The following is a 25,105-nucleotide window of genomic DNA, read 5'->3' on the forward strand; positions in this document are numbered from 1 at the left end:
GAACGTCACGACGCGGTCACGATCGGCCGGTTGACACTGCAGGTGCCCTTGCCGCCCCGAACGACCCCGCGTACACCAGAGCGCACGGGACAGCGTCCGCACGTTCGACGAGGAACGAAGAACGGGGCAGTGATGCACAGCACTCTTCGTACACGCAAGTCGCCGAAGCACCCCACGCACCCCACCCACAGGACCCGCCGAGCCGCACAGACCGTGGCGGCCGCCGTCGTCGCCGGGGCCCTCGCGCTCACCGGCTGCAGCAACGACACCCACAAGAACGGCAGCGACAAGGCGAGCGGCGGCGGCCAGGAGAGCGGCGCCACGGTCACGCTCCCCAAGCTGAACGGCCAGACCCTGGAGGTCGCCGCCGTCTGGACCGGCGGCGAGCAGGCCAACTTCAAGAAGGTGCTCGCCGAGTTCGAGAAGCGCACCGGCGCCAAGGTCACCTTCGTGCCCGCTCAGGACCCGATCGTCAACTTCCTCGGTTCGAAGATCGCCGGCGGTCAGCCGCCGGACGTCGCGCTGCTCCCGCAGCCCGGCGCCATCAAGCAGGCCGTCGAGAAGAACTGGGCCAAGCCCCTCGGCGCCGAGGCGCAGGCGGAGCTCGCCAAGAACTACTCGGGGGGCTGGCAGGACATCGGCAAGGTGGGTGGCAAGCAGTACGGCGTCTACTACAAGGCCGCCAACAAGTCCCTGATCTGGTACAACGCGAAGGTCTTCCAGGGCGCGGGCGCCCAGGAGCCCAAGCGCTGGGAGGAGTTGACCAAGGTCGCCCAGGCCGTCTACGACTCCGGGGTCACCCCCTTCTCCATCGGCGGGGCCGACGGCTGGACCCTCACCGACTGGTTCGAGAACGTCTATCTCTCCCAGGCGGGCCCGGACAAGTACGATCAGCTGGCCCAGCACAAGATCAAGTGGACGGACCCGTCCGTGAAGGACGCGCTGACCACGCTCGCCCAGATCTGGGGCAAGCAGGAGTACATCGCGGGCGGCGCGAAGGGCGCGCTGCAGACCGAGTTCCCGGTCTCCGTGACCCAGACGTTCACCGGCGGCGCCCAGCCCAAGGCCGGCATGGTCTTCGAGGGCGACTTCGCGCAGGTCAACATCGGGGAGACCAAGGCGAAGATCGGCACGGACGCGAAGGTGTTCCCGTTCCCCGCCGTGGGCGGTCAGGCGCCCGTGGTCACCGGCGGCGACGCGGCCGTCGTCTTCAAGGACTCCAAGGCGGCCCAGGCGCTGGTCACCTTCCTGGCCTCCCCGGACGCGGCCACGATCCAGGCGAAGCTCGGCGGCTATCTTTCGCCCAACAAGTCGGTCGCGCCGTCCGCGTACCCGAACGCGGTGCAGCAGAAGATGGCCAAGGCACTGATCGACGCCGGAGACAACTTCCGCTTCGACATGTCCGACCAGGCCCCGCAGGCCTTCGGCGGCACGCCCGGCAAGGGCGAGTGGAAGGACCTCCAGGACTTCCTGAAGAACCCGAAGGACGTCGCGGGCACCCAGACGAAGCTGGAGGCGGACGCGGCGAAGGCGTACGGGGGCTGAGCCGGGCATGACCGCACGAGGAGTGAGCCGGCGATGAAGCCGGTCACGGCCTCGGGCGCCGCGCCGGCGCCCGAGGCCCCTACGCGCAAGAGCGTGACCGGCACCCGGAGGACCGTGGCGGCCCTGTTCCTGCTGCCCGCCCTGGTGCTGCTCGGGGCGCTCGTGGTCTACCCGATCGGGTACTCGCTGATCCGCAGCTTCCTCGACCGGCCCGGCGACTCGTTCACCGGATTCGACAACTACCAGGCCCTGTTCACGGACGACGCCATCCGTACCGCCCTGAAGAACAACATCGTCTGGGTGGTGGTCGCACCGGCCGTCTCGACCGCGCTGGGCCTGATCTTCGCGGTGCTGACCGAACGGGTGCGCTGGGGAACGGCGTTCAAGCTGGTCGTCTTCATGCCGATGGCGATCTCGATGCTCGCCGCCGGGATCATCTTCCGGCTGGTCTACGACCAGGACCCGGGCAAGGGTGTCGCCAACGCGGTGTGGGTGGGCGTCCACGACACGTTCGCCGAGTCGTCCGCGTTCCCGAAGGCCCATCCGGGCCGCCGGTCGCCCCTGACACCCGACCGGGGCGGCTTCCTCACCACCGCGACCGTGCACACGGGCCAGTCGGTGCCGCTTCCCCTGGTGGGCGTCGCGCCCGACAAGATGCCGAAGAGCGCGAAGAGGGCCGTCCAGGCGAAGCCGGAGCCCGGGAAGATCACCGGCACGGCCTGGCAGGACTTCACCCGCGGCAAGGGCGTCGGCAGACTCGGCGTGGTCGACCCGTCCGAACAGGGTTACGCCGGAATGCGGATCGAGGCGGTGAGGGACGGCAGGGTCGTTGCCTCGACCAAGGCCGCCGCCGACGGCACGTTCACGCTCCCGGCCGCCGCCGACGGGGCCCGGCTGCGGCTTCCGGCGAGCAACTTCCGCGAGCCGTACAACGGGGTCGACTGGCTCGGGCCGGCGCTCGTCACACCCTCCGTCATCGGCGCGTACGTATGGATGTGGGCCGGTTTCGCGATGGTGCTGATCGCCGCGGGGCTCGCGGGCGTGCCGCGGGAGCTGCTGGAGGCGGCGCGGGTGGACGGCGCGAACGAGTGGCAGGTGTTCCGCCGGGTCACCGTGCCGCTGCTGGCACCCGTGCTCGCGGTCGTCGCCGTCACGTTGATGATCAACGTTCTGAAGATCTTCGACCTGATCTTCATCATTCCGCCGGGCTCGTCCCAGGGCGATGCGAACGTCCTGGCCCTGGAGCTGTATCGCAAGGGCTTCTCGGAGGACCAGCCGGGCATCGCGAGCGCGATCGCGGTGTTCCTGCTGCTGCTCGTGATCCCGGTGATGCTGTTCAACATCCGGCGGCTGCGGCGGGAGGTCAGGCGATGACGACGTATGCCGGACGTCCGACGAAGGCGGCGCCCGTCACCGCCGTCAAGGCGAAGCGGTCCCTCGGCGCACGGCTCGCGGAAGGCGTCGGCGGCGGTCTGGTGCGCGTCTTCCTCATCCTGGTGGGCCTGTTCTGGCTGGTGCCGACCGTCGGTCTGCTCCTGGCCTCGCTGCGCAAGCCGGCCGACATGAGCGGGTCCGGCTGGTGGGAGGTCTTCAGCAAGCCCTCGCAGCTGACGTTCGAGAGCTACCAGAAGCTCCTGGAGAACGGCGACATCACCAACTCCCTGGTGAACACGGTGCTGATCACCGTCCCGGCCACGATCCTGGTCGTGGTGATCGGCTCCCTCGCGGGCTACGCCTTCGCCTGGATGGAGTTCCCGGGCCGCGACTGGTGGTTCCTGGGCGTGGTCGGCCTGCTGGTCGTGCCCGTGCAGGTGGCGCTGATCCCGATCGCCGAACTGTTCGGCAGGATCGGCCTGTTCGGCACGGTCCTGGGCGTGATCCTCTTCCACACGGGCTTCGGTCTGCCCTTCGCGGTGTTCCTGCTGCGGAACTTCTTCGCGGAGATCCCCCGGGAACTGCTGGAGGCGGCCCGTCTCGACGGCGCGGGCGAGCTGCGGCTGTTCGCCCGCGTCGTGATGCCGCTCGGCGGTCCCGCGATCGCGAGCCTCGGCATCTTCCAGTTCCTGTGGGTGTGGAACGACATGCTGGTGGCGCTGGTGTTCACCAAGTCCGGCACCCAGCCGATCACGGTGGCGCTGCAGACGCAGGTACGCCAGTTCGGCAACAACATCGATGTCCTGGCACCGGGCGCGTTCATCTCGATGGTGATCCCGCTGGCCGTGTTCTTCGCGTTCCAGCGGCAGTTCGTGTCGGGCGTCATGGCCGGGGCGGTCAAGTAGCCGCTGCCGCACGGAGGTTCAGGGGTGGACCGAGGGCCGGTCCACCCCTCGCCGTTCGCCCGGGGTTTCCGTCGGCGTTCCCTCACATGCCACATCCGGCGTAACCAAACCACCCCATCGGCCGTTTCCGGGCAGTATGCCCGCGTCGATCCCATGGATGCCCCTTGCCCAGGTTCAGTGTCATCGTCCCCGCGTACAAGGTTCAGGCGTACCTCCAGGAATGCCTCACATCCGTGCTGGAACAGTCGTACACGGACCTGGAAGTGATCGCGGTCGACGACCACTCGCCCGACGCCTGCGGCGCGATCATCGACGAGTTCGCCGCCGACGACCCCCGTGTCCGTCCGGTGCACCTGCCCCGGAACGTGGGGCTCGGGCGCGCTCGCAACGCGGGGCTGGAGCGGGCCGGGGGCGACTATCTGCTCTTCCTGGACGGCCACGACAGCCTGGCCCCGGGCGCGCTCCGGGACATCGCCGACCGGCTGAAGGACACCTCCGACCCGGACGTCCTGGTCTTCGACTACGCCCGTACGTACTGGACGGGCAGGACGGTCCGCAACCAGTTCGCCACCCTGCTCACCGAGCGGGGTCCGGCGCCCTTCGGCCTCGCCGACCGTCCCGGCCTGCTCTCGCTGCCGATGATGGTCTCGAACAAGGCCTACCGCCGGGACTTCGTCGAGCGGGAGGGCTTCACCTTCCCGCCCGGCGACTACGAGGACGCCCCCTGGACGTTCCCGGTGCTGCTGACCGCGGACACCATCGCCACCCTCGGCCGGGTCTGCGTCCACTACCGCCGGCGCCGCCGGGGCAACATCCTCGGCTCGACCAGCCGCACGCACTTCGACATCTTCGACCAGTACGACCGGGTCTTCACGTACGTCGACACGCGCCCCGGGCTCACCCGCTGGCGGCCGGCGCTGTTCCGCCTCATGGTCGACCATCTGGTCACGGTCTACGTCCGGCGCGGCCGGCTGCCGCGGGACAGCCGCGCCGAGTTCCTGCGGCGGGCCCGCGCCCACTACCGCCGCTACCGCGTCCCTGGCGCCCCCCTGCACCCGCGCCATCTGCTGATCCGCTTCGGCGGCCATCGCACCCACCGTCTGCTGTCCCTGGCCTGGCGCCTCGCGCGCGGGATGCGGCGCCCGGCCGCCCGGGGAACCCGGGCTCTGGCCGCCGCCGCGCTGCGGGCGCACTACCGCATCCAGCTCCGCCTCCCGCTGCGCGCCGACCGTGCCGTCTTCTCCCGAGACGCAGGGGGCGCGTACGGCTGCAACCCGGGCGCCCTGGAGTCCGCGTTCCGCAATCTGGTCCCGCACATCCGCACCGCGTGGATCGCGCAGCCCGAGCACCACCACACGATCCCGGTGGCCACGCGCCGGCTGCGGCCCGGCTCGGCCGGGTACTGGACGGCGCTGGCCCGCTCCAAGTACCTCGTCCACAACGCCGACTTCGACCGCCGACTGATCAAGCGCCCCGGCCAGGTCGTGGTCCAGACCCGGCAGGGCACCCCGCTCAAGCGCATGGGCCTGGACCTCCAGGACCGTCCGGCGGCCGCCGCCGGCACCGACTTCGGCCGGATGCTGCGCTCCGCCGACACCTGGGACTACGTCGTCTCCGCCAACCGCCACTCCACTCTCGTCTGGGAGCGCGTGTTCCCGTCCTCGTTCACCACGCTGGAGTACGGGCTCCCCCGAAACGACGTCTTCGCCCGGTCGACCTCGGCGGACGTGACCCGGCTGCGGGAGACCTTCGGCATCCCCGAGGGTTCGGTGGCGATCCTGTACGCGCCGACCTACCGCGACTACCGCCCCGGCGGGCGCCTCGCCCTGGACCTGGAGCGCGTCCTGCACCGGCTCGGCCCGCGCCATGTGCTGCTGACCCGCGCGCACCCCTCCCACGGCGAGCCGCTCGTGCGGGACGGCGGCGGCCGGGTCATCGACGTCTCCGGCCACCCGAGCGTGGAGTCGGTCTGCCTGGCGTCGGACGCGCTGGTCACCGACTACTCGTCGCTGATGTTCGACTACGCCAACCTCGACCGCCCGATCGTGGTGTACGCGGACGACTGGGAGGCGTACGAGGCGGCCCGCGGCACCTACTTCGACCTGCGGGCCTTCCCGCCGGGCGCCGTCGCCCGCGACGAGGACGAGCTGATCGACATCTTCGTGACGGGCCACTGGTGCGGCTCGCGCTCGGCGCAGTTGCGGGCCGCGTTCCGCGAACGCTTCTGCCCGCACGACGACGGGCGCGCCGCCGAGCGGATCGTGCGCCGGGTCGTGCTCGGGGAGAACGCCTGGCTGCCGCCGGTCGTGCCCCTGGCAGGCCGGCATCCGGTCCCGTCCGCCGCGGCGGGCCTGCCGACGGTGCGGCTCGCGACCGTCCCGGCGCCGGGCCGCCGTGTGCCGGTCACCGAGCGCCTCTGACCCGGCCCCGAGCCCCGGAGTTCCGCCATGCCGCGCAGGCCGACCCCCACCAGGCCCATCACCTGGCGTCCCGCCGGACGGCCGGCGCGCCGCCTCCCACGACATCCGGGCCCGGGGACAGGACCCCCGTGCCCCCGTGCAGCGCCGCGTACCGCCGCGCGTTCGTCGCCGCGTACCGGCTCGCCTTCCCGGCCGGTGCGGTCCGGTCACGACGCCCAGGCATCGATCCCCCAGCCGGCCACGGGTGACCGCGATGTGCTGACCTCGACGTGAGTGCTCGACATGAGCGTCGCCCCCGGGCCGGGCGCGGACAGGCGAACGGCCTCGTACGCCGTCGAGGACGTACGAGGCCGCGCGCGGTGTCGATTACTCGATGACGAGCTCGACTACTCGATGACGAGCTCGACCGGGATGTTGCCGCGGGTCGCGTTGGAGTAGGGGCAGACCTGGTGGGCCTGCTCGACCAGCTTGCGGCCGGTCGCCTCGTCCACGGAGTCGGGCAGCTCGATGCGCAGGGTGACCGCGAGGCCGAAGCCCTCGCCCTGCTTGCCGATGCCGACCTCACCGGTCACCGCGGCGTCGCTGACATCGACCTTCGCCTGTCGGCCGACCAGGCCGAGGGCGCTGGCGAAGCAGGCGGCGTACCCGGCGGCGAACAGCTGCTCGGGGTTGGTGCCCTGGCCGCTGCCGCCCATCTCCACCGGAATGGCCAGCTGGAGGTCAAGCTTGCCGTCGGAGCTGACGGCGCGCCCGTCGCGGCCGTGGGTGGCGGTGGCGACGGCGGTGTAGAGCGCGTCCATGGAGAACCATCCCTCTCGAGTTCAGGCGGCCGGCTCTCCGGGGTGTCCGGGCCGCCTCATGAGGACAAGTAGAGCACACAATTCAGTTGTGTACAACTAAATAGCCCACACAAGCTATCCTGAAGGGCATGACGACCACGCCGACCCCCAGCGCCGAGGCCTCCGCGGACGAGGAGTTCCTGCGGCTCGACCGCCAGATCTGCTTCTCGCTCAACGCCGCGTCCCGCGCCTTCAACGGCGTCTACCGCGTCGTACTGAAGGACCTCGGGCTCACCTATCCGCAGTACCTCGTGATGCTGGTGCTGTGGGAGCACGGAGAGCTGCCGGTGAAGAAGCTCGGCGAGCATCTGCGGCTGGACTCCGGAACGCTGTCGCCGCTGCTGAAGCGGCTGGAGGCGGCGGGCCTGGTACGGCGGGAGCGCAGCACGCGCGACGAACGGTCCGTGCACGTCCACCTCACCGACGAGGGCATGGCACTGAAGGAGCGCGCCCTGCTGGTCCCCCGCCGTATCGCCGCGGCGACCGGCTTCGACCTGACGGAGATCACGGAGCTGCGGACCCGACTCGACCGTCTGACCGTGGCGCTGGACGCGGCGGCACTGGATGAGACGCCCGGCTGCGCCTAGGGTCGGTCCCCGTCGGCGAGGCGCGTCCGCTGCTCGCGGCGTACGCAGAGGCGTACGTAGGGTCGAAGCGTGCCGGTGACCGACTCATGCCCGCATTCAACAGGGACCGGTTTCGTGTGATTAACTAACCTTTTTGCCGGGTATTGACGGCGCACCTGCCCGCATGCGACGACCATGCGGCTTACCATCCGGGCTTGATGAGTGTCTTGAAGAGTGCCACGGAGCCCCCAGCGACCGCATCCGCGCCCTTTTCGTCGCCACTGATGAAGAAGGTCCGCAGGAGACATCGGTTGCTTCTCCTCGCCGTCGGCTGGCTCGCCAGCCGCGCCCTGATGCTGTGGCTGCTCGCCCACGACCAGCCCACGCTGCTGGGCAGCGGAGGGGTCGCGCGCGAGGTGTGGAAGCTGTACTTCCAGTGGTACGGCGGCCTCACCCACGGCGCGTTCCCCTCGGGCGACCACCTGTGGCAGTACCCGCCCGGTGCCGGCCTGGTGCTGCTCTCCCCCGCGCTGCTGCCGAACCTGACCTACTTCCAGGCGTTCGTGGTCCTCACCGTGCTCACGGACGCCGTCATCGCGCTCGTGCTGGTGCGCGCGGGCATCCGCCCCGGCCGCTCGCTGCGCGGCGCGGGACTGTGGATCGCGGGCCTGCCGCTGCTGCTGCACATCCCGCTCGCCCGGTACGACGTACAGGTCACCGCCTTCGCGGTCATCTCCCTGTTGGCGTTGTCACGCTCCAAACGCGCATGCGGAGCGTTCGCGGCGCTGGGCGCCCTGGTGAAGGTATGGCCGGCACTGGCGCTCATCGGCACACCGCGCGGCCGCACCACCCGCGAGGCGTGGACGGCGGCCGCTGTGACGGCGATCACCCTGCTGGCCTTGCTGGCGGCCCTGTTCCGCAACCCGTTCGACTTCCTGCGCCAGCAGGGCGGCCGGGGCGTGCAGATCGAGTCGCTGGGCGGCACGGTGCTCATGTTCGCGCGCCAGGCGGGCTGGCCGGGGCGCACGCACTACCAGTACGGGGCCGTGGAGTTCGTCGGCCCGCATGTGCACGACGTCGCCGTGGGTTCGCTCGCATTGACCGTGGTCGCCTTCGCCCTGCTGCTGCTGTGGCGGCTTCGGGCCCGCCGCTGGACGGCTGCGACCCCGTACGACGCGGCGCTCGCGGCCGTCCTGCTGTTCACGGTCACGAGCCGGGTGATCAGCCCCCAGTACATGGTGTGGCTGATCGGCCTGGCCGCCGTGTGTCTGACGTCACGGCACACCACGCAGCGCCCGGTGGCCCTGCTCATCCTGGCGGCGACCGCGGTCAGCACGATGGAGTACCCCACCCTCTACGGGCAAGTGATCAACACCACGTGGGTGGGTTGCGTGTTGATGCTCGTACGCAACGGACTGCTGGCTGCCGCGGCCGTCGCATCCTTCGTGCGCCTGTGGCGCTCGGGACGTCCCCTCCCGGACCACCCGGAACCGGACGGTCCGACGCGGAACCCCGCTAGGATTCCTGTCCTCTCCCCCACAGGAGGTTAAGGTCCTCTTAACGGATCATTGCCAGCTGTCCCTACGCTCCTAGCCCGTGGATTCGATGCACCCTCACGATGCACAGGTCAGCGTCGTCGTCATTGGTTACGACGACGCTCCTCATGTGACGCACGCGGTGCGTTCGGCTCTCGCACAGGGCGGTGTCGTCCGTGAGGTGATCGCGGTCGACGACTGCTCGACGGACGGCAGCCCCGAGCTGCTGGACGCCCTCGCCGCCGAGGACCCGCGTGTGAGGGTGGTGCGCAGAACCGACAACAGCGGCGGCTGCGGCACCCCGCGCAACGACGGGATCGACGCGGCGACCGCCCCGTATCTGATGTTCCTGGACAGCGACGACGTACTGCCGCCCGGCGCGGTGGACGCGCTGCTCATGGCCGCCGTCGCCCATGGGACCCCGCTCGCCGCGGGCCTGTGCGTGCGCCGCGAGCTGCCGTCGGGCCGCGAGGTCCCCTGGCAGCCGGAGCTGTACGAGCGGTCCGCGGTGGTCTCCCACCCCTCCCGGCGCCCCCGCCTGGCCTACGACACCCTGTGCGTCAACAAGCTGTACCGCACCGACTTCCTGCGCGAGCACGGCATACGCTTCCCCGAGGGTCGCTTCCGCTACGAGGACTTCGTGTTCAGCGCGCGGGTGCTGGCCGCCGGACCGAGCATCGCCCTGGTCCCCGACACGGTGTACGTCTGGCACGTCCGCCGCGCGGCCGAGCGCCTGTCCATCTCCCTCGACCGCGCCGGCATCGACAACTGGAAGGCGCGGATGGAGGCGACCCGGCAGGCGTACGAGATCCTGCTGGGCGCCGGCGAGAAGCGGCTCGCGCGGGCGGCGCGCACCACCTTCCTGGACCGTGGGCTGCGCATGTACGCGCGGGAGCTGCCCCTTCGCGACGCCGGGTACCGCACCGAGTGGTGGAAGCTCACGCGGGCGTACCTGTCGGACTTCGACGCGGCCGACTTCGCCCAGGCGTCCGTGCCGGGCCGGTTGATCGCGCAGGTGCTGCTCGCCTCCGAGCAGCCGCGCGACCTGCACCGGCTCAAGGAGCTGGCGGCCCGCCCGGCGCGGCTGACCCCGCCCTACGCGAGCACCGCGGACGGCACCCCCGTCTGGTCGCAGGACCTGCCGCAGGTCCAGCTGGAGCACCTGCTGCACCGCCCGATGCAGCACCTGCCGGTCGCCGTCGACGCCGAACTGCGCCCACGCGCGCGTGCGACCCGGCTGCGGCTGCGCCTGCACGAGCTGTACGGGCGGGTGGAGAACGCGCGTCCGGCCGGGGTGGACATCGAATTCGTGCTCCGGGAGGACAGCACGCGGGTGGGCCTGGCGCGCACGGCCGCGCTCGAGCCGGACGCGGATGCGGGCGGCTGGACGGCCGAACTGCCCGTGGACCTCGCGGCGCTCGGCTCCGGCACCTGGGACCTGCGGCTGACGCTCCGCTTCGACGACGGCACGAGCCGCGACACGACGCCCCACGCCGTGACGGGCCCCGGTCTGCTGGGCCGCCACGTGGTGCCGAGCGTGAGGCACGGGGTGCTGCTGGTGCAGCCGTACGCGACGCACTCCGGGGCGCTGGCCCTGCGGGTGGCACCGGGACCGCGCGGAGTGACGTCCGTCATGGGTCGCAGGTTCCGGCGCCTGATTCACTGGAAGTAACTGCAAGAAGACGATGGGTACGAGGAGACGGCGGCACATGACCTGGCTGATCACCGGCGGCGCCGGATACATCGGGGCGCACGTCGTCCGCGCGATGACCGAGGCGGGCGAACGGGCCGTGGTGTACGACGACCTGTCCACGGGCATCGCCGAGCGCCTGCCCTCGGACGTGCCGCTGGTGGAGGGTTCCACGCTGGACGGCGAGTTGCTGCGCCGCACTCTGACGGAGCACGCGGTGACGGGGGTCGTGCACCTGGCGGCGAAGAAGCAGGTCGGCGAGTCGGTCGAGCTCCCGCTGCACTACTACCGAGAGAACGTGGAGGGGCTGCGCGTCCTGCTGGAGGCGGTGACGGACGCGGGGGTCTCCTCCTTCGTGTTCTCCTCGTCCGCCGCGGTGTACGGCATGCCGGACGTGGACCTGGTGACGGAGGAGACGCCGTGCGTGCCGATGTCGCCGTACGGCGAGACGAAGCTCGTCGGCGAGTGGCTGGTGCGGGCGACGGCCCGGGCCACGGGCCTGTCCACGGCGTCCCTGCGCTACTTCAACGTGGCGGGCGCGGCGGCGCCGGAGCTGGCCGACGTCGGTGTCTTCAACCTGATCCCCATGGTCTTCGAGAAGCTGACGGAGAACGCGCCCCCGCGCATCTTCGGCGACGACTACGCCACGCCGGACGGCACCTGCGTGCGCGACTACATCCACGTGGTCGACCTGGCGGAGGCCCACGTGGCCGCGGCCCGCGCGCTGCAGGCCACTCCCGGCACGGACCTGACCCTCAACATCGGCCGGGGGGAAGGCGTGTCGGTCCGCGAGATGATCGACCGCATCAACGCGATCACGGGCTACGACACCCCGGCGACGGTCACCCCCCGCCGCGCCGGCGACCCGGCCCGCGTCGTCGCGTCGGCCGACCGCATCGCCAAGGAACTGGGCTGGACCGCGAAGCACGACGTGGAGGACATGATCACGTCGGCGTGGGAGGGCTGGGTACGCCTCCACCCGGAGGCGGCGCGCGGCTGAACACCAGGGGCGGCCGCCCGCGTCCGGAGCCGTGATCGGCGAACGGCGTGGGCGGCGGCCCTCAGGCCCCTGTCGTCCTGATCAGGTCCGCGAGTTGCGGGAACGTGACGCCGGTCAGTTCCTCGGAGACCGTCCACAGGCGGCGGGCCGACTCGGGGTCGCTGGCCGCGCGGGAGCGGCCGACCAGCGCCGGGGCACCACGCATCTCGCCGAGACCGTCGGGCCCCACATAGCTCGCGCCGGGCAGGTCCTGGACCGCGGCGTACAGGGTCGGCAGCGCACCCGCCCGGTCGTCCTGCGCCAGGACGCGGTTGCCGACCCGCATCGCGACCCGGCGCACGACGCTGGCGTCGTGGCCCTGGAGGTTGGTCGCGGCCCAGCCCGGGTGCGCGGCAAGGGCCCGCACCCGTGAACCCGCCTCGGTCAGGCGGCGCTGGAGCTCCAGCGTGAACAGCAGATTGGCGAGCTTGGACTGGCTGTACGCCGCCATCGGCGCGTACTCGCCGGACAGGTTCAAGTTGTCGAAGTGGATCCGCGCGCCCGGGAAGCGGTGCGCGCCCGAGGCGACGGTGACCACCCGGTCCCTGACGTGCGGCAACAGCAGGTTCGTCAGGGCGAAGTGCCCCAGATGGTTCGTACCGAGCTGCATCTCGAAGCCGTCCTTGGTGGTGGCCTCGGGGACGTTCATGACACCGGCGTTGTTGATCAGGACGTCCAGATCGCCCCGCCAGCCGGTGGCGAACTCCCGTATGGAGGCGAGGTCGGCCAGATCGAGGCGGCGCACCTCCACGCTTCCCTTCGCACCGCGCACGCTCGCGGCGGCCGCCTCGCCGCGCCGCAGGTCCCGTACGGCGAGCACCACATGGGCGCCCGCCCGGGCCAGTGCGTCCACGGTGGCGAGTCCGATCCCGCTGTTGGCGCCGGTGACGACGGCGGTGCGGCCGGTCTGGTCGGTGATGTCGGTGGCGTTCCACTTGCGTTCAGTCTTGGGCATGCCTTCAAAGTAGGCGGCGTCAACAATGCTGTCAATGCCAACAATGATGCTGTCGCCAACAATGTAGGCGGCGGTCACATCCTGGATACACTGACCTCTATGCAGACTCGTCGTCGTTACCACCACGGAGATCTCCGCGCCTCGCTCCTCGCCCGTGCGGAGGAGACGCTCCGGGAGAAGGGACCGGCCGCACTGTCCCTCCGGGAACTCGCACGCGACCTGGGCGTCAGCCACGCCGCGCCGAGCCGGCACTTCAAGGACAAGCAGGCGCTGCTCGACGCCCTGGCGCTGACCGGCTTCGACCGCCTCGCCGAAACCATCGCGGCGTCCCAGGAGGGGGCGGGCGAGACGTTCGCCGAGCGGCTGGCCGCGGTGGCACGCGCCTACGTGGGGTTCGCCACCGCCAACCCCGAGCTGCTCGACCTCATGTACGCGATCAAGCACAACCCCGAGGCGTCCGAGGACCTGGTCGCCGCGTCCCAGCGGTGGACGAACCAGACGGTGGGACTCATCTCGGAGGGCCAGCGGCGCGGCGAGGTCCGCGAGGGCCCGGTCGAGAGGGTGGGCGTCCCGGCCTTCGCCACCCTGCACGGCTACGCGGACCTGATGGCGAGCGGCTCCCTGCCGCCGGAGGTGACCGACCAGGGCCTGGACGAACTGGTGGCCTACATCCTGCGAGGATGCGCCCCGGAGAAGTCGGACTGACGCCTCCGCACCCTGCCCGGAGGACCGACTCCCCCATGCGCCGGGCCAACGCCACCGTCCTCGGCTCCGCCATCGGGCGACGCGCGGGCGCACCCTACGAGGCCGTCCTCACCGGCGGTGACCCCTGGCACGTGGCCGCGGCCCTGCACTTCCAGGCGAAACTTCGGGCGAAGCTTCCGGGCGAACGGACGGGCCGCGGTCAACGGCACGTCGACGCGCGCCGCGAGCTCCGCGTCCGGGCATCGCCCTCACAACGCCTTGAGCGCCCCCGCAGTGGCCCGGGCCAGCCCCGCCAGGTAGCCCGTCGGCAGCTTCGGGCCCCGTACCACCACCGCGCGCCAGTACAGCGGGCCGGAGATCAGGTCCAGGGCCAGGTCCATGTCGATGGACTCACCGATCTCGCCCCGGGCCACCGCCGCGGCGACCACGCCGCTCGCCACGCTCTGCTGGCCCTCGCGCAGCGCCTTCTGCATGGCCTCCGCGATCTCCGGGTTGCGGGCCGCCTCCGCCTGGAGGTCCGGGATGATCTGGCCCGCCACCGGGTGGCGCAGGGCACGGGACGTGACCTCGTACAGCAGGCGCAGGTCACCCTCCAGCGAGCCCGTGTCGGGAGCCGGCAGACCCTGCACGGCGACCGCCGAGACCAGGTCCAGAACCAGGTGCAGCTTGGAGCGCCACCGGCGGTACACCGCCGTCTTGCCGACCCCCGCCCGCCGCGCGATCCCCTCGATGGACATCCGTGCGTAACCGACGGCCGCCAGTTCCTCGAAGACGGCGGCGCGAATGGCCTCCGTCACATCCTCACGGAGCACGGCCGCACCCGCGGGCGCCCTGCGGCGCCGTTTCACCTGGGGAGGGTCGGCGTTCGTCGTCATACGGACCAGCATAGGGCGTGACGACGAGACGGTTGCGTTCCGACGTCAGATCGGCTTACGCTCGCGTTGCGACGATACGGTCCCGTCCCGACGCCAAGAAACAACGGTACAAATCCCCAAGAGAAGTACAGGACGCCAAGAACAGAGCAAGACCCTGGCAAGAATCATGAGAAATGCCAGGAGGCGGTACCAAAGGGGTCATTACGACGGAAGACTGCGGACCGGTTCGCGCAACCGACCCCCCGAGCGAAAGCAGCGGATGTGAGCCAGGTTCTCCACACACCGCCCCCCGCGGCCACCGACCAGGCCGAGACCCCGGCGCAGCTCGCCGCCCGATACGGCCTCTCGGTCAGCGGCGCCCGCCCCTCCCTGGCGGAGTACGTGCGCCAGCTGTGGGCACGGCGTCACTTCATCACGGCCTTCGCCACCGCCAAGCTCACCGCCCAGTACAGCCAGGCGAAGCTCGGCCAGATCTGGCAGGTCATGACGCCGCTGCTGAACGCCGCGGTCTACTACTTCATCTTCGGTGTGCTGCTGGGCACCAAGCACGGCGTCCCGGACTACATCCCGTTCCTGGTGACGGGCGTGTTCGTCTGGACGTTCACGCAGAGCTCGATCATGGCGGGCACCCGGGCCATCTCCGGCAACCTCGGCCTCGTGCGGGCCCTGCACTTCCCGCGGGCCGCCCTGCCCATCTCCTTCGCGCTGCAGCAGCTCCAGCAGCTGCTCTTCTCCATGGCCGCTCTCGTGGTGATCCTGTTCTGCTTCGGCATCCCGCTCGGCTTCTCCTGGCTGCTGACGGTCCCGGTGCTGGTCCTGCAGTTCGTGTTCAACGCCGGCATGTCGATGATCCTGGCCCGGATGGGCGCCAAGACGCCCGACATCGCGCAGCTGATGCCGTTCGTCCTGCGCACCTGGATGTACGTCTCGGGCGTGATGTTCAGCATCGACAAGACGCTCAAGAACACCCACCTGCCGTACATCGTGAAGCGGCTGCTGGAGGCCAACCCCGCCGCCGTCTACATCGACCTGATGCGCTTCTCGCTGATCGACAGCTTCCACGCCAAGCAGCTTCCGCACCACGTGTGGGCGTACGCGGTCGGCTGGGCTCTGGTCGCCGGCGTCGGCGGCTTCATCTACTTCTGGAAGGCTGAGGAGAAGTACGGCCGTGGCTGAGCTCATGAAGGACGAACCCATCCCCACGATCATCTGCGACGGCGTCGACATCGTCTATCGCGTCAACGGCACCGGCTCCGGCCGTGGCTCGGCCACCGCCGCACTCAACCGCATCCTGCGCCGCGAGCAGGCGGAGAAGGCGGCGGGCGTGCGTCGGGTGCATGCCGTCAAGAACGTGTCCTTCACCGCGTACAAGGGCGAGGCCATCGGCCTGATCGGTACGAACGGGTCCGGCAAGTCGACGCTGCTCAAGGCCGTCGCCGGGCTGCTGCCCGTCGAGAACGGCAAGATCTACACCAACGGCCAGCCCTCCCTCCTCGGCGTCAACGCGGCTCTGATGAACGACCTCACGGGCGAGCGCAACGTCTACCTCGGCGGTCTCGCCATGGGCATGCCCCGCGAACAGATCAAGGAGCGTTACCAGGACATCGTCGACTTCTCGGGCATCAACGAGAAGGGCGACTTCATCACGCTCCCCATGCGGACCTACTCCTCCGGTATGGGGGCCCGTCTGCGCTTCTCGATCGCCGCTGCCAAGGACCACGACGTCCTGCTGATCGACGAGGCGCTCGCCACGGGAGACCGCGCCTTCCAGAAGCGGTCCGAGGAGCGCATCCGCGAACTGCGCGAGCACGCGGGCACGGTCTTCCTCGTCAGCCACAACAACAACTCGATCCGTGACACCTGCGAGCGGGTGCTGTGGCTGGAGCGCGGCGTGCTGCGCATGGACGGTCCGACCGCGGACGTCCTCGCGGAGTACGAGGCGTTCACGGGCGGCGGCGCCAAGCCCAAGGCCGCGAGCGCGCCCAAGGCGAAGTGATCCGCGGCACTGCGGCGCGCGGAGAGCGCCGGACGGGCTGACAGGCTGAACAACCAGTCTGTCAGCCCGTCCGGCGTTCGGCTGCGAGGCCGTTCCGGCCGAAGCGAGGGTCTGGGCGGGCTTGCCCCATTGCGGAAGCCTGGGCCGGCCCGCCGGGTGAAGCGGCGGAGCCCCTCAGCGGGGCGGAGTGACCCCTCAGCGGGCGGAGCCCCTCAGCGCACCACCTGGTACAGCACCTGACCCCCCGGCCCCGAAGCCACCCGCCGCAGTGCCCGATCGCCCGACGGCAGGCCCCCTTCCGCGGGCCGCTGGACGATCCACCGCACTCCGTACGACCGCAGCACCCCGAGCCGGGCCGTCCGGGACCGCCCCGCCCCGAAGTACGTCTCCACCGCGGCCTGCCGCTTGGCCTGGTCCGGCAGGAAGAAGTCCGGATACCCGGGTGCCACGGTGTACGCCCCGTACGCCGGAACCTGCCGCGCGGTCCACGTCCTGGCCATGACCACGTCCCCGTACCGCACCCACGACGTGATCCAGTGGTACCCCACCCACGGCACCCGGTACTTCGCGGCGACCGCCCCGGGCAGCGCGTCCCGCCCCACCACGTATCCCACGGTCCCCACCTGCGTCCATGTGCCGATGCCCAGCGCGGCGGCCAGCACCCAGATCGCCACGTTCCGCAGTGTGCCGCGCACGGCCCCGGCCACCTCCACGGCCGCCGCCAGCTGCGCCGGGATCAGCACCGCCGGCAGCGCGCGCCCCCACGAGTAGTGCCCGCTCAGCCCACCGGCCGCGAACACCACCACGCCGAGCAGGAAGAACACCACCAGCGGATCCCGCCACTCCCGGCGCGCCCGTACCGCCAGCGCCACCACCCCGAGCAGCACGAGCCCGAACCGTGCGAACAGGTGCTGGTACAGCGACCGGTGGATCTCCTCGAGTCCGCCCGCGTGCAGCAGCGCGAAGAAGTCGTAGTACGGCCACAGCGCGATGATCGCCGCCCCGAGCAGCATCCCGGCCCCCAGCCGCAGCAGGGCCCGGCGCCCGGCGCGCGCGCCGACCACCGTCGCCAGCACGCCCAGCGTCGTCACCACCCCGGTGAACTGGTGGCTGAGCAGAATCACCGCCCACATCGCACCGAGCCCCAGGAAGGTGACCCAGCCCGCGGGCTCGCCCTTCAGCGCCCGCGTCAGCAGTGCCCATAGGTGGAAGGCCGTCCCCAGCGCGAACATACTCGGGTAAGCCACCGTCAGCGCCAGCGAGTTGAGCCCGAGGAAGCCGCTCCAGTCGAACACCTGCGTGCCCCACAGGAACAGCAGGCACAGCAGGCCGAGCGGCGGCGCGAGACGGTGGGAGCTCAGCGTCCGCACATACCGCCACACCCCCGTCACCAGCAGCGTCAGACTGATCAGCGCGGCGATGCGCAGCACGACCCAGACGGACAGCCCGGTGATGCGGGCGACGACGCCGAGGAAGACGGTCCAGGGCGTGTAGTACGGGCTCGGGGTGTCCGCGTGGACCAGTGGATTGCCGGGGTCCAGCAACCGGTGCCGCAGGCGTTCCACGGTCGCCGCGTGCATGCCGAGGTCACCGTCCCACGGCAGCCGGACGATCACCAGCAGCATCAGCAGCACGACCAGCGCCACCGCCGCCCACAGCGTGACACCGGTCGCTCCGCGCGGCCCGCCCGAGGCCACGAGCGGGCCCCAGGGTCTTCCGAACCGGCTCGCGGTCCGCCCGGCATCCGCGCCGGTCCCCTCAGCGGCGACGCTCATCGCGCGCCGACGTCCTGCTTCGCCTCGTGCTGGAAGACCCATGTCCGGTACACCAGGAAGCGGAACGCCGACGCCAGCACGATCGACAGCGCCTTCGCCACGTTCGAGCCGAGTGGCCCGTTCATATCGAGACCGTGGTAGCCGACGTAGAACAGGACGCTCTCCATCACCACGCCCAGGCCGCTGAAGACGAAGAACAGCGCGATCTGCTGACGGGTGCGGGACGCGCGGTCGCGGTAGGCGAAGAAGCGGAAGCCGAGGTAGTTGGTGCCCATGGCGATGACGCTGGCGAGCACGGTCGCCGTCATCGGCGCCCACGCCAGACCGTGCAGCAGCGCGTTGAAGACGAGGAAGTTGACCGCGACACCGCTGCCGCCGACGACCCCGAACTTGGCCACCTCGACCGTGAGCCGCCGGACCCGGGACAGCGCGGGGGCGGGAGCGGGATCGATGGTTTCGGTGACCGGGAGCGCGACCTGGGGCCGCTGCTCGGAGAGGTTCACAGTCACGGGTACGGGTCCTCCACAGTCATCCGACGATCACGCCAAACCCTAGTCCAAACATCCTGTCTAGCGAGAGAGAGTAAAGCGAAGTCCTGATTTCCCTTAGGTATTGGCAAGAAGCGGGTACGGGGTGGGTGGCGCGGGCAGCATCCACGGTTACCCGTACGGGGTTCTTCGGACACACGAACGGGGGCGCCCCTCATCCGGGGGGGGCGCCCCCGCCGTCGTACGGCAAGGGGCGGGCAAACGTTGCCCGCCGGGGCGCTAGCTGTGGGTCCTCAGCAGCGTCCGCATGGTGCGCATCGCGACCGACAGGTTCGCGAGGTCGAAGGAGTCCGACGTCGAGATCTCGTCGAGGGTCGTGCGCGCCCGCGCCAGGATCGCCGCGTTCTTCTCCTCCCAGGCCTTGAAGCGCTGCTCCGGCGTCGAGGTGCCGTTGCCCACCGACAGGACGTCGGCGGTCAGGGCCGCGTGAGCCGCGTACAGGTCCTCGCGGATCGCCGCGCGGGCCATCGACTGCCACCGGTCGGCGCGCGGCAGCTCGATGATGCGGTCCATGAGATGGGTGATCCGCAGCCGGTCGGCGAGGTCGTAGTAGACCTCGGCGACGGCCATCGGGTCCTTGCCCGTGCGGTCGGCCACCGAGACGATGTCGAGTGCCGGGAAGGCGGAGGAGAACCCGGCCACGCGCGTGGCGAGTTCGTCGGGAACGCCGGCGCCCGTCAGCTCGTCGTAGATCTTCTGCCACCACGCCAGGTCCGCGCCGCGCAGCAGCTTGGGCAGCTCACTCCAGACCTGCTCGACGCGGTCCTTGAAGAACGCGATGGTCTCGGTGAGCTCCAGCGGCTGCGGCCGGTTGTTGAGCAGCCAGCGCGTACCGCGCTCGACCAGCCGGCGGGAGTGCAGCCGGATACGGGTCTGGACGGCGGCCTCGACCTTGTTGTCGAGGGACTCGACCGCGTCCCACACCGCGCCGGAGTGGAAGATCGCGCGGGACGCGGTCTGCGCCCGCACGATCTCCTCCAGCGAGGCGCCCGTCTCCTCACGGAGGCGGTGCAGGAAGCTCGTACCGCCCGTGTTGACCGTGTCGTTGACCAGGAGGGTCGTGACGATCTCGCGGCGCAGCGCGTGGGCGTCGATCTGCTCGGGGAACCTCTCCCGCAGCGCCGTCGGGAAGTACTCGCGCAGCAGGCTGATCAGATACGGGTCGTCGGGCAGCGGCGTGTCCAGCAGCTCCTTCGCGACCGTGATCTTGGTGTACGCCAGCAGTACGGCCGTCTCCGGGCCGGTCAGGCCCTGCCCGGAGCTGAGCCGCTCACGGATCTGCCGATCGGTGGGCAGGAACTCCAGCGCGCGGTCGAGGTGGCCCTCGCGCGCCAGGTGGCGCATGAACCGCTGCTGGGCGTGCAGCATGTCCTTCGACTGGAACAGGGCGTTGGCGATCGCCAGGTTCTGCGCGTAGTTGTTGCGCAGCACCAGGGCGCCGACCTCGTCGGTCATCTCGGCGAGCAGCTGGTTGCGCTGCTTGACGGTCAGGTCGCCGTTGGCCACGACCGCGTTGAGCAGGATCTTGATGTTCACCTCGTGGTCGGAGGTGTCCACGCCCGCGCTGTTGTCGATGGCATCGGTGTTGATCCTGCCGCCGGCCTGGGCGAACTCGATCCGGCCGAGCTGGGTCAGACCCAGGTTGCCGCCCTCGCCGACGACGTTCACGCGCAGGTCGCGGCCGTCCACGCGGATGGCGTCGTTGGCCTTGTCGCCGACGTCCGCGTTCGACTCCGTCGAGGCCTTGACGTACGTGCCGATGCCGCCGTTCCACAGCAGGTCCACCGGCGCCTTGAGGATCGCCCGCATCAGATCGGCCGGCGTCATCTTGTTGACGCCACCCTCGATGCCGAGCGCCTCGCGGATGTGCGCGTTGATCTGGATCGCCTTGGCCGAACGGGGGAAGACACCGCCGCCGGCCGACAGCAGCTTCGTGTCGTAGTCGGCCCACGAGGAGCGCGGCAGCTCGAACAGCCGGCGGCGCTCGGCGTACGAGGTCGCGGCGTCCGGGGTGGGGTCGATGAAGATGTGCCGGTGGTCGAAGGCGGCGACCAGGCGGATGTGCTCGGAGAGCAGCATGCCGTTGCCGAACACGTCACCGGACATGTCACCGATACCGACGACGGTGAAGTCCTCGGCCTGGGTGTCCACGCCCAGCTCCCGGAAGTGCCGCTTCACGGACTCCCAGGCACCGCGTGCGGTGATGCCCATCTTCTTGTGGTCGTAGCCCGCCGAGCCGCCGGAGGCGAAGGCGTCGCCCAGCCAGAAGTTGTACTTGTCGGCGACCTCGTTGGCGATGTCCGAGAACGTCGCCGTGCCCTTGTCGGCCGCGACCACCAGGTAGGTGTCGTCCGAGTCGTGCCGGACCACGTCCGCGGGCGGCACGACCTCGCCGGCCACCATGTTGTCGGTGATGTCGAGCAGCGCCGAGATGAAGGTCCGGTAGCTGCGGATGCCCTCGGCGAGCCAGGCGTCGCGGTCCACGGCCGGGTCCGGCAGCTGCTTGGCGACGAACCCGCCCTTGGCACCCACCGGCACGATGACGGTGTTCTTCACCATCTGCGCCTTGACCAGGCCGAGGATCTCGGTACGGAAGTCCTCGCGCCGGTCGGACCAGCGCAGACCTCCTCGCGCGACCTTGCCGAAGCGCAGGTGCACGCCCTCGACACGCGGCGAGTACACCCAGATCTCGTATGCCGGACGCGGCGCCGGCAGGTCCGGGATGGCCTGCGGGTCGAACTTCATGGAGACGTAGTCGTGCGGCTTGCCGCCCCGCGCCTCCTGGAAGAAGTTGGTGCGCAGGGTCGCCTTGATGAGGGTGAGGAAGGAGCGCAGGATCCGGTCCTCGTCGAGCGAGGCGACCTGGTCGAGGGCGGCGTCCAGCTCCTCCAGCAGCGCGTCGGTCAGCTCCAGACCGGCCCGCTGCCGCTCCGGGGACATCCGCGCCTCGAAGAGGGAGATCAGCAGCCGGGTGGTGTGGACGTTGTTGCGGAGGGTGTCCTCCATGTAGTCCTGGCTGAAGGTCGAACCGGCCTGACGCAGGTACTTCGCGTACGCGCGCAGCACCATCGCCTGCCGCCAGGTGAGCCCGGCGCTCAGCACGAGGGCGTTGAAGCCGTCGTTCTCGGCCTGCCCGGTCCAGGTGGCCGCGAAGGCGTCCTGGAACCGCTCACGGGCGTCGTCGCCGAGGTAGTCACCGTTGCCCGTCACCGACTTCGGCAGGCGCAGACCGAAGTCGTAGATCCACGCGGTCGTACGGTCCGCGCAGCGCAGCTCGTACGGGCGCTCGTCGATGACCTCGACGCCGAGCCGCTGGAGCACCGGCAGGACGGCGGAGAGGGAGACGGACTCGCCCTTGCGGTAGATCTTGAAGCGGCGCTCGCCGGGGCCGACGCCCACGGGCTCGTACAGGCTGAGGGCGAAGTCCTTGCCGCCCTCCTCGGCCGTCAGCCGCTCCAGGTGGACGAGGTCGGCGACCGCTGCGCGCGGGGTGTGGTCGGCCTTGTAGCCCTCGGGGAAGCCGTGGCCGTAGCGGCGCTGCAGCTCGGCGGCGCGCTCCTCGCCGAGCTCGGCGTTCAGGGCCTCGGTGAAGGCGTCCGCCCAGGACCGGGCGGCCTCGACGAGCCGGGCCTCGATGCGCTCCTTGTCGGCGTCGGACAGCTGTGGCAGCTCGGTGCCCTGCGGCACACGGACCACGAAGTGCAGCCGGGAGAGGATCGACTCGGTGTTCCAGGCGGTGAAGTCGACGCTGGTGCCGCCGAGCTCCTCCTTCAGGATGTCGATGATCCGCAGCCGGACGCCCGTGGTGTAGCGGTCGCGCGGCAGGTAGACCAGGGCCGAGTAGTAGCGGCCGTATTCGTCCTGGCGCAGGTAGAGCCGCAGGCGGCGGCGCTCCTGGAGGTAGAGGACGGAGGTGACGATGGAACGCAGCTCGTCCGCCGGGGTCTGGAACAGCTCGTCACGCGGGTACGTCTCCAGGATCTGGAGCAGGTCTCGGCCGTCGTGGCTGTTGGGCGAGAACCCGGCGCCCCTGAGGACCTCCTCGACCTTGCGCCGGACGACGGGCACACGGCGCACGGACTCGGTGTAGGCGGCGGACGAGAACAGGCCCAGGAAGCGGCGCTCGCCGATGACGTTGCCGTTCTCGTCGAACTTCTTCACGCCGACGTAGTCGAGGTACGACGGCCGGTGCACGGTGGCGCGGCTGTTGGCCTTGGTGAGGATGAGCAGCTTGTGCTCGCGCGCCTTGGCGCGGGCGTCGGCGGGCAGTCGCTCGAAGGACGGGCTGACCGGGTGGCTGTCCTCGCCCGCGTGGTGCGGGTCGGAACGCAGTATGCCGAGGCCGGTGCCGGGCACGGCCGCCAGCGAGTCGTCATCGCGCAGCTCGTACTCGCGGTAGCCGAGGAAGGTGAAGTGGTCGTCGGCCAGCCAGCGCAGCAGCTCGCCGGCCTCCTCGCGCTCGGGCTCGGGCAGGTCCCCGGGCAGGGACTCCTTCGGGAGCTCCTCCGCGACGCGCAGCGCGGCGTCGCGCATCTTCTCCCAGTCCTCGACGGCCTCGCGGACGTCGGAAAGGACGCGCAGCAGATCGGCGGTGATCTGCTTCAGGTCGGAGCGGTCGGTCTCGCGGTCGATCTCCACGTGGATCCAGGACTCGACGTGCGCGTCGTGCGGCAGGTCCCCGGCGGGCGCGCCCGGCAGCACCTCCAGCAGTTTGCCGGTGAGGTCGCGGCGGACGACGAACTGGGGGTGGACGACGACGTGGATCCCGCGTCCCTGCCGCGACAGCTCGTTCGTCACGGAGTCGACGAGGAAGGGCATGTCGTCGGTCACGACCTCGACGACGGAGTGGCTGCACGTCCAGCCGTTCTCCTCGACGGTCGGGGTGTGCACCCGCACGTTGGCCGTGCCCTGCGGGCGGGTTTCGGCCAGTCTGTAGTGCGAGATGGCGGCCCCGAAGACGTCCACCGGGTCGCGGTCGGTCAGGTCTTCCGGTGCGGTGTGCAGGTAGTAGCGCTGGAGGAACGCGAGCACGGTGTCCCGGTCGGGGGTGCCCTCGCTCGTCGTCCCAGTCGGTAGGTGCCCCCCGACCGGGCTGTTCTCAGCTACCCGTGCGGCCCTTTCGAGCAGCTCGGCCTTGGCTTCGTCCAGCTTGGTCTGCATTGTCCTCTGGCTCCTGTCGCGCGCCGTTGCGTGACGTAGAAGGAAGTACGGTCTCTTCTCCGACGTAACGCCGTGACGCGGGGTGTCCGGTCTGATTCGACGCTATGCCGCATGGAGAGATGGGCGGAGGGTTATCGGCCACTTCCGACACCCCGGGCGACTGTGACGCTGCTCTCGGCGCGCTGTGCGCCTCCCGCGTCCCCGGCGCCCCGGCTGCCCCGACGGACGCCCTCGGCGCCCCTTCGGACCGGCCCCGCCTGCGAAGACCAGCGGCCGCCGCCCGGTCACGGATGTCGTCCGTGCTCACCGGGCGCAGGGCAGGGACGACGGCGTCCCCGCGAACTATCGCGCTGATCACGCCACAAGGCTATCGCTCCCCGTGGGGGGCACGTCATGAGCCGTATGTGTACAAAAGCGGGGGTCGAACTTTGACGTTCTGCACAGGGGCAGAGGGAGCGATGCCGTGCAGGGCCCGCGGTGCGAGCATGGGGACATGGTGAGCGGCCTGTGAACGCGTGGGCCCTTGGCAGGACCGCGCCACTGAGGCACGTTGCCAGGGAAACCCACCGGAGGTGTCCGCACGACCGAGGGGAGCACAGCGAGCATGGCCAAGAAGATCCTGATCGTCACCGGCGACGCGGCGGAATCACTGGAGGTCCTCTACCCCTACCAACGTCTGCGCGAGGAGGGCTACGAGGTCCATATCGCCGCCCCCACCGCCAAGAAACTTCGCTTCGTCGTCCATGACTTCGAACCCGGCTTCGACACGTACACCGAGAAGCCCGGCTACACCTGGCCCGCCGACCTCGCCTTCTCGGAGGTCGACCCGGGCGAGTACGTGGCCCTCGTCATCCCCGGCGGGCGGGCCCCGGAGTACCTCCGCAACGACCCCGAACTCCGCAAGATCCTCAAGTCGTTCTTCGACACCGACAAGCCCGTCGCGCAGATCTGCCACGGCCCCCTGCTCACCGCCGCGGTCGACGCCCTGCGCGGTCGGCACGTCACGGCCTACCCCGCCCTGGAGCTGGACATGCAGGCGGCCGGTGCCACCTTCCAGGACACCGAGGCGGTCGTCGACGGCACCCTCGTCTCATCCCGGGCCTGGCCGGACCACCCCGGCTGGATGCGCGAGTTCCTCAAGGTCCTGCGGGTGAAGGCGCCGGTGACCTGAGGCCCAC

18 protein-coding genes are annotated in these 25,105 nt (G+C 70.4%); 12 read left to right on the plus strand and 6 right to left on the minus strand.

The window, feature by feature from the left end; all coding sequences use genetic code 11:
* Positions 1 to 132 precede the first annotated feature (132 nt).
* From ASC56_RS32210 to ASC56_RS32225, 4 genes are all read left to right on the plus strand, one after another.
* Positions 133 to 1,545: an ABC transporter substrate-binding protein gene (locus ASC56_RS32210; protein ID WP_055495130.1), complete on the plus strand. Its 1,413-nt coding sequence runs from the start codon at positions 133 to 135 to the stop codon at positions 1,543 to 1,545.
* A 33-nt stretch (positions 1,546 to 1,578) separates the two neighbouring features.
* The gene (locus ASC56_RS32215; protein ID WP_107309403.1) at positions 1,579 to 2,919 is read left to right on the plus strand and encodes a carbohydrate ABC transporter permease; all 1,341 of its coding nucleotides are present in this window, start codon (positions 1,579 to 1,581) and stop codon (positions 2,917 to 2,919) included.
* On the plus strand, positions 2,916 to 3,824 hold the full coding sequence (locus tag ASC56_RS32220) for a carbohydrate ABC transporter permease (protein ID WP_055495131.1): 909 nt from the start codon (positions 2,916 to 2,918) through the stop codon (positions 3,822 to 3,824). The genes ASC56_RS32215 and ASC56_RS32220 overlap by 4 nt, the downstream gene beginning before the upstream one ends.
* 164 nt (positions 3,825 to 3,988) lie before the next feature.
* Positions 3,989 to 6,244: a bifunctional glycosyltransferase family 2 protein/CDP-glycerol:glycerophosphate glycerophosphotransferase gene (locus ASC56_RS32225; protein WP_055495132.1), complete on the plus strand. Its 2,256-nt coding sequence runs from the start codon at positions 3,989 to 3,991 to the stop codon at positions 6,242 to 6,244.
* A gap of 386 nt (positions 6,245 to 6,630) precedes the next feature.
* Here the strand turns inward: ASC56_RS32225 and ASC56_RS32230 are convergent, their stop codons facing one another.
* Complete coding sequence (locus ASC56_RS32230) at positions 6,631 to 7,044, minus strand: organic hydroperoxide resistance protein (RefSeq protein WP_055495133.1); 414 nt, start codon at positions 7,042 to 7,044, stop codon at positions 6,631 to 6,633.
* Between the two features lie 128 nt (positions 7,045 to 7,172).
* Between ASC56_RS32230 and ASC56_RS32235 the strand changes: the two genes are divergently transcribed.
* The 4 genes from ASC56_RS32235 to galE all read left to right on the plus strand — a co-directional run bounded on the left by ASC56_RS32235 (position 7,173) and on the right by galE (position 11,874).
* Entirely contained in the window at positions 7,173 to 7,670 is a 498-nt protein-coding gene (locus ASC56_RS32235; RefSeq protein ID WP_055495134.1) for a MarR family winged helix-turn-helix transcriptional regulator, read from the plus strand.
* Positions 7,671 to 7,933: 263 nt separating this feature from the next.
* Positions 7,934 to 9,199, plus strand: coding sequence for a glycosyltransferase family 87 protein (locus ASC56_RS32240; RefSeq protein WP_055495135.1), 1,266 nt, complete (start codon positions 7,934 to 7,936; stop codon positions 9,197 to 9,199).
* A 55-nt stretch (positions 9,200 to 9,254) separates the two neighbouring features.
* Complete coding sequence (locus tag ASC56_RS32245; RefSeq protein ID WP_055495136.1) at positions 9,255 to 10,856, plus strand: glycosyltransferase family 2 protein; 1,602 nt, start codon at positions 9,255 to 9,257, stop codon at positions 10,854 to 10,856.
* 37 nt (positions 10,857 to 10,893) lie between these two features.
* Positions 10,894 to 11,874, plus strand: a complete 981-nt coding sequence (galE, locus tag ASC56_RS32250; protein WP_055495137.1) for a UDP-glucose 4-epimerase GalE — start codon at positions 10,894 to 10,896, stop codon at positions 11,872 to 11,874.
* Positions 11,875 to 11,935: 61 nt separating this feature from the next.
* Here the strand turns inward: galE and ASC56_RS32255 are convergent, their stop codons facing one another.
* Positions 11,936 to 12,868: an oxidoreductase gene (locus ASC56_RS32255; RefSeq protein ID WP_055495138.1), complete on the minus strand. Its 933-nt coding sequence runs from the start codon at positions 12,866 to 12,868 to the stop codon at positions 11,936 to 11,938.
* A 99-nt stretch (positions 12,869 to 12,967) separates the two neighbouring features.
* Between ASC56_RS32255 and ASC56_RS32260 the strand changes: the two genes are divergently transcribed.
* Positions 12,968 to 13,573 (plus strand): TetR/AcrR family transcriptional regulator, encoded by a 606-nt coding sequence (locus tag ASC56_RS32260; RefSeq protein WP_055495139.1) that lies wholly within the window; start codon positions 12,968 to 12,970, stop codon positions 13,571 to 13,573.
* 248 nt (positions 13,574 to 13,821) lie between these two features.
* On the opposite strand, the gene ASC56_RS32265 is transcribed toward ASC56_RS32260, so the two are convergent.
* Positions 13,822 to 14,448 carry a TetR/AcrR family transcriptional regulator gene (locus tag ASC56_RS32265; protein ID WP_055495163.1) on the minus strand — a complete coding sequence of 209 codons (627 nt, stop codon included), beginning with the start codon at positions 14,446 to 14,448 and terminating at the stop codon, positions 13,822 to 13,824.
* A 261-nt stretch (positions 14,449 to 14,709) separates the two neighbouring features.
* Between ASC56_RS32265 and ASC56_RS32270 the strand changes: the two genes are divergently transcribed.
* Together ASC56_RS32270 and ASC56_RS32275 are read left to right on the plus strand one after the other, a co-directional pair.
* Complete coding sequence (locus ASC56_RS32270) at positions 14,710 to 15,624, plus strand: ABC transporter permease (RefSeq protein ID WP_055495140.1); 915 nt, start codon at positions 14,710 to 14,712, stop codon at positions 15,622 to 15,624.
* A gap of 4 nt (positions 15,625 to 15,628) precedes the next feature.
* The gene (locus ASC56_RS32275; protein WP_199836123.1) at positions 15,629 to 16,444 is read left to right on the plus strand and encodes an ABC transporter ATP-binding protein; all 816 of its coding nucleotides are present in this window, start codon (positions 15,629 to 15,631) and stop codon (positions 16,442 to 16,444) included.
* Positions 16,445 to 16,656: 212 nt separating this feature from the next.
* Here ASC56_RS32275 and ASC56_RS32280 read toward each other — a convergent pair whose 3' ends face one another.
* The 3 genes from ASC56_RS32280 to ASC56_RS32290 all read right to left on the minus strand — a co-directional run bounded on the left by ASC56_RS32280 (position 16,657) and on the right by ASC56_RS32290 (position 23,927).
* On the minus strand, positions 16,657 to 18,069 hold the full coding sequence (locus tag ASC56_RS32280) for a hypothetical protein (RefSeq protein WP_055495164.1): 1,413 nt from the start codon (positions 18,067 to 18,069) through the stop codon (positions 16,657 to 16,659).
* A gap of 146 nt (positions 18,070 to 18,215) precedes the next feature.
* On the minus strand, positions 18,216 to 18,728 hold the full coding sequence (locus ASC56_RS32285; RefSeq protein WP_234377161.1) for a GtrA family protein: 513 nt from the start codon (positions 18,726 to 18,728) through the stop codon (positions 18,216 to 18,218).
* 258 nt (positions 18,729 to 18,986) lie between these two features.
* On the minus strand, positions 18,987 to 23,927 hold the full coding sequence (locus ASC56_RS32290; protein WP_055495143.1) for an NAD-glutamate dehydrogenase: 4,941 nt from the start codon (positions 23,925 to 23,927) through the stop codon (positions 18,987 to 18,989).
* 604 nt (positions 23,928 to 24,531) lie between these two features.
* On the opposite strand from ASC56_RS32290, the gene ASC56_RS32295 reads away from it, so the two are divergent.
* Positions 24,532 to 25,098, plus strand: coding sequence for a DJ-1/PfpI family protein (locus ASC56_RS32295; protein WP_055495144.1), 567 nt, complete (start codon positions 24,532 to 24,534; stop codon positions 25,096 to 25,098).
* Positions 25,099 to 25,105: the final 7 nt, after the last annotated feature.

The sequence above is a fragment of the Streptomyces sp. TP-A0356 genome, assembly GCF_001417775.1.
In the GTDB taxonomy this organism is placed as follows: domain Bacteria; phylum Actinomycetota; class Actinomycetes; order Streptomycetales; family Streptomycetaceae; genus Streptomyces.

Excerpts from the sequence above, each read along its gene's own strand:
- ASC56_RS32210 (WP_055495130.1), top strand. The coding sequence starts at position 133 with ATGCACAGCACTCTTCGTACACGCAAGTCGCCGAAGCACCCCACGCAC.
- ASC56_RS32220 (WP_055495131.1), top strand. The coding sequence starts at position 2,916 with ATGACGACGTATGCCGGACGTCCGACGAAGGCGGCGCCCGTCACCGCC.
- ASC56_RS32255 (WP_055495138.1), bottom strand. The coding sequence starts at position 12,868 with ATGCCCAAGACTGAACGCAAGTGGAACGCCACCGACATCACCGACCAG.
- ASC56_RS32275 (WP_199836123.1), top strand. The coding sequence starts at position 15,629 with ATGAAGGACGAACCCATCCCCACGATCATCTGCGACGGCGTCGACATC.
- ASC56_RS32265 (WP_055495163.1), bottom strand. The coding sequence starts at position 14,448 with ATGACGACGAACGCCGACCCTCCCCAGGTGAAACGGCGCCGCAGGGCG.
- ASC56_RS32280 (WP_055495164.1), bottom strand. The coding sequence starts at position 18,069 with ATGCTGCTGGTGATCGTCCGGCTGCCGTGGGACGGTGACCTCGGCATG.
- ASC56_RS32215 (WP_107309403.1), top strand. The coding sequence starts at position 1,579 with ATGAAGCCGGTCACGGCCTCGGGCGCCGCGCCGGCGCCCGAGGCCCCT.
- ASC56_RS32260 (WP_055495139.1), top strand. The coding sequence starts at position 12,968 with ATGCAGACTCGTCGTCGTTACCACCACGGAGATCTCCGCGCCTCGCTC.
- galE (WP_055495137.1), top strand. The coding sequence starts at position 10,894 with ATGACCTGGCTGATCACCGGCGGCGCCGGATACATCGGGGCGCACGTC.
- ASC56_RS32290 (WP_055495143.1), bottom strand. The coding sequence starts at position 23,927 with ATGCAGACCAAGCTGGACGAAGCCAAGGCCGAGCTGCTCGAAAGGGCC.
- ASC56_RS32295 (WP_055495144.1), top strand. The coding sequence starts at position 24,532 with ATGGCCAAGAAGATCCTGATCGTCACCGGCGACGCGGCGGAATCACTG.
- ASC56_RS32240 (WP_055495135.1), top strand. The coding sequence starts at position 7,934 with ATGAAGAAGGTCCGCAGGAGACATCGGTTGCTTCTCCTCGCCGTCGGC.
- ASC56_RS32245 (WP_055495136.1), top strand. The coding sequence starts at position 9,255 with ATGCACCCTCACGATGCACAGGTCAGCGTCGTCGTCATTGGTTACGAC.
- ASC56_RS32235 (WP_055495134.1), top strand. The coding sequence starts at position 7,173 with ATGACGACCACGCCGACCCCCAGCGCCGAGGCCTCCGCGGACGAGGAG.
- ASC56_RS32230 (WP_055495133.1), bottom strand. The coding sequence starts at position 7,044 with ATGGACGCGCTCTACACCGCCGTCGCCACCGCCACCCACGGCCGCGAC.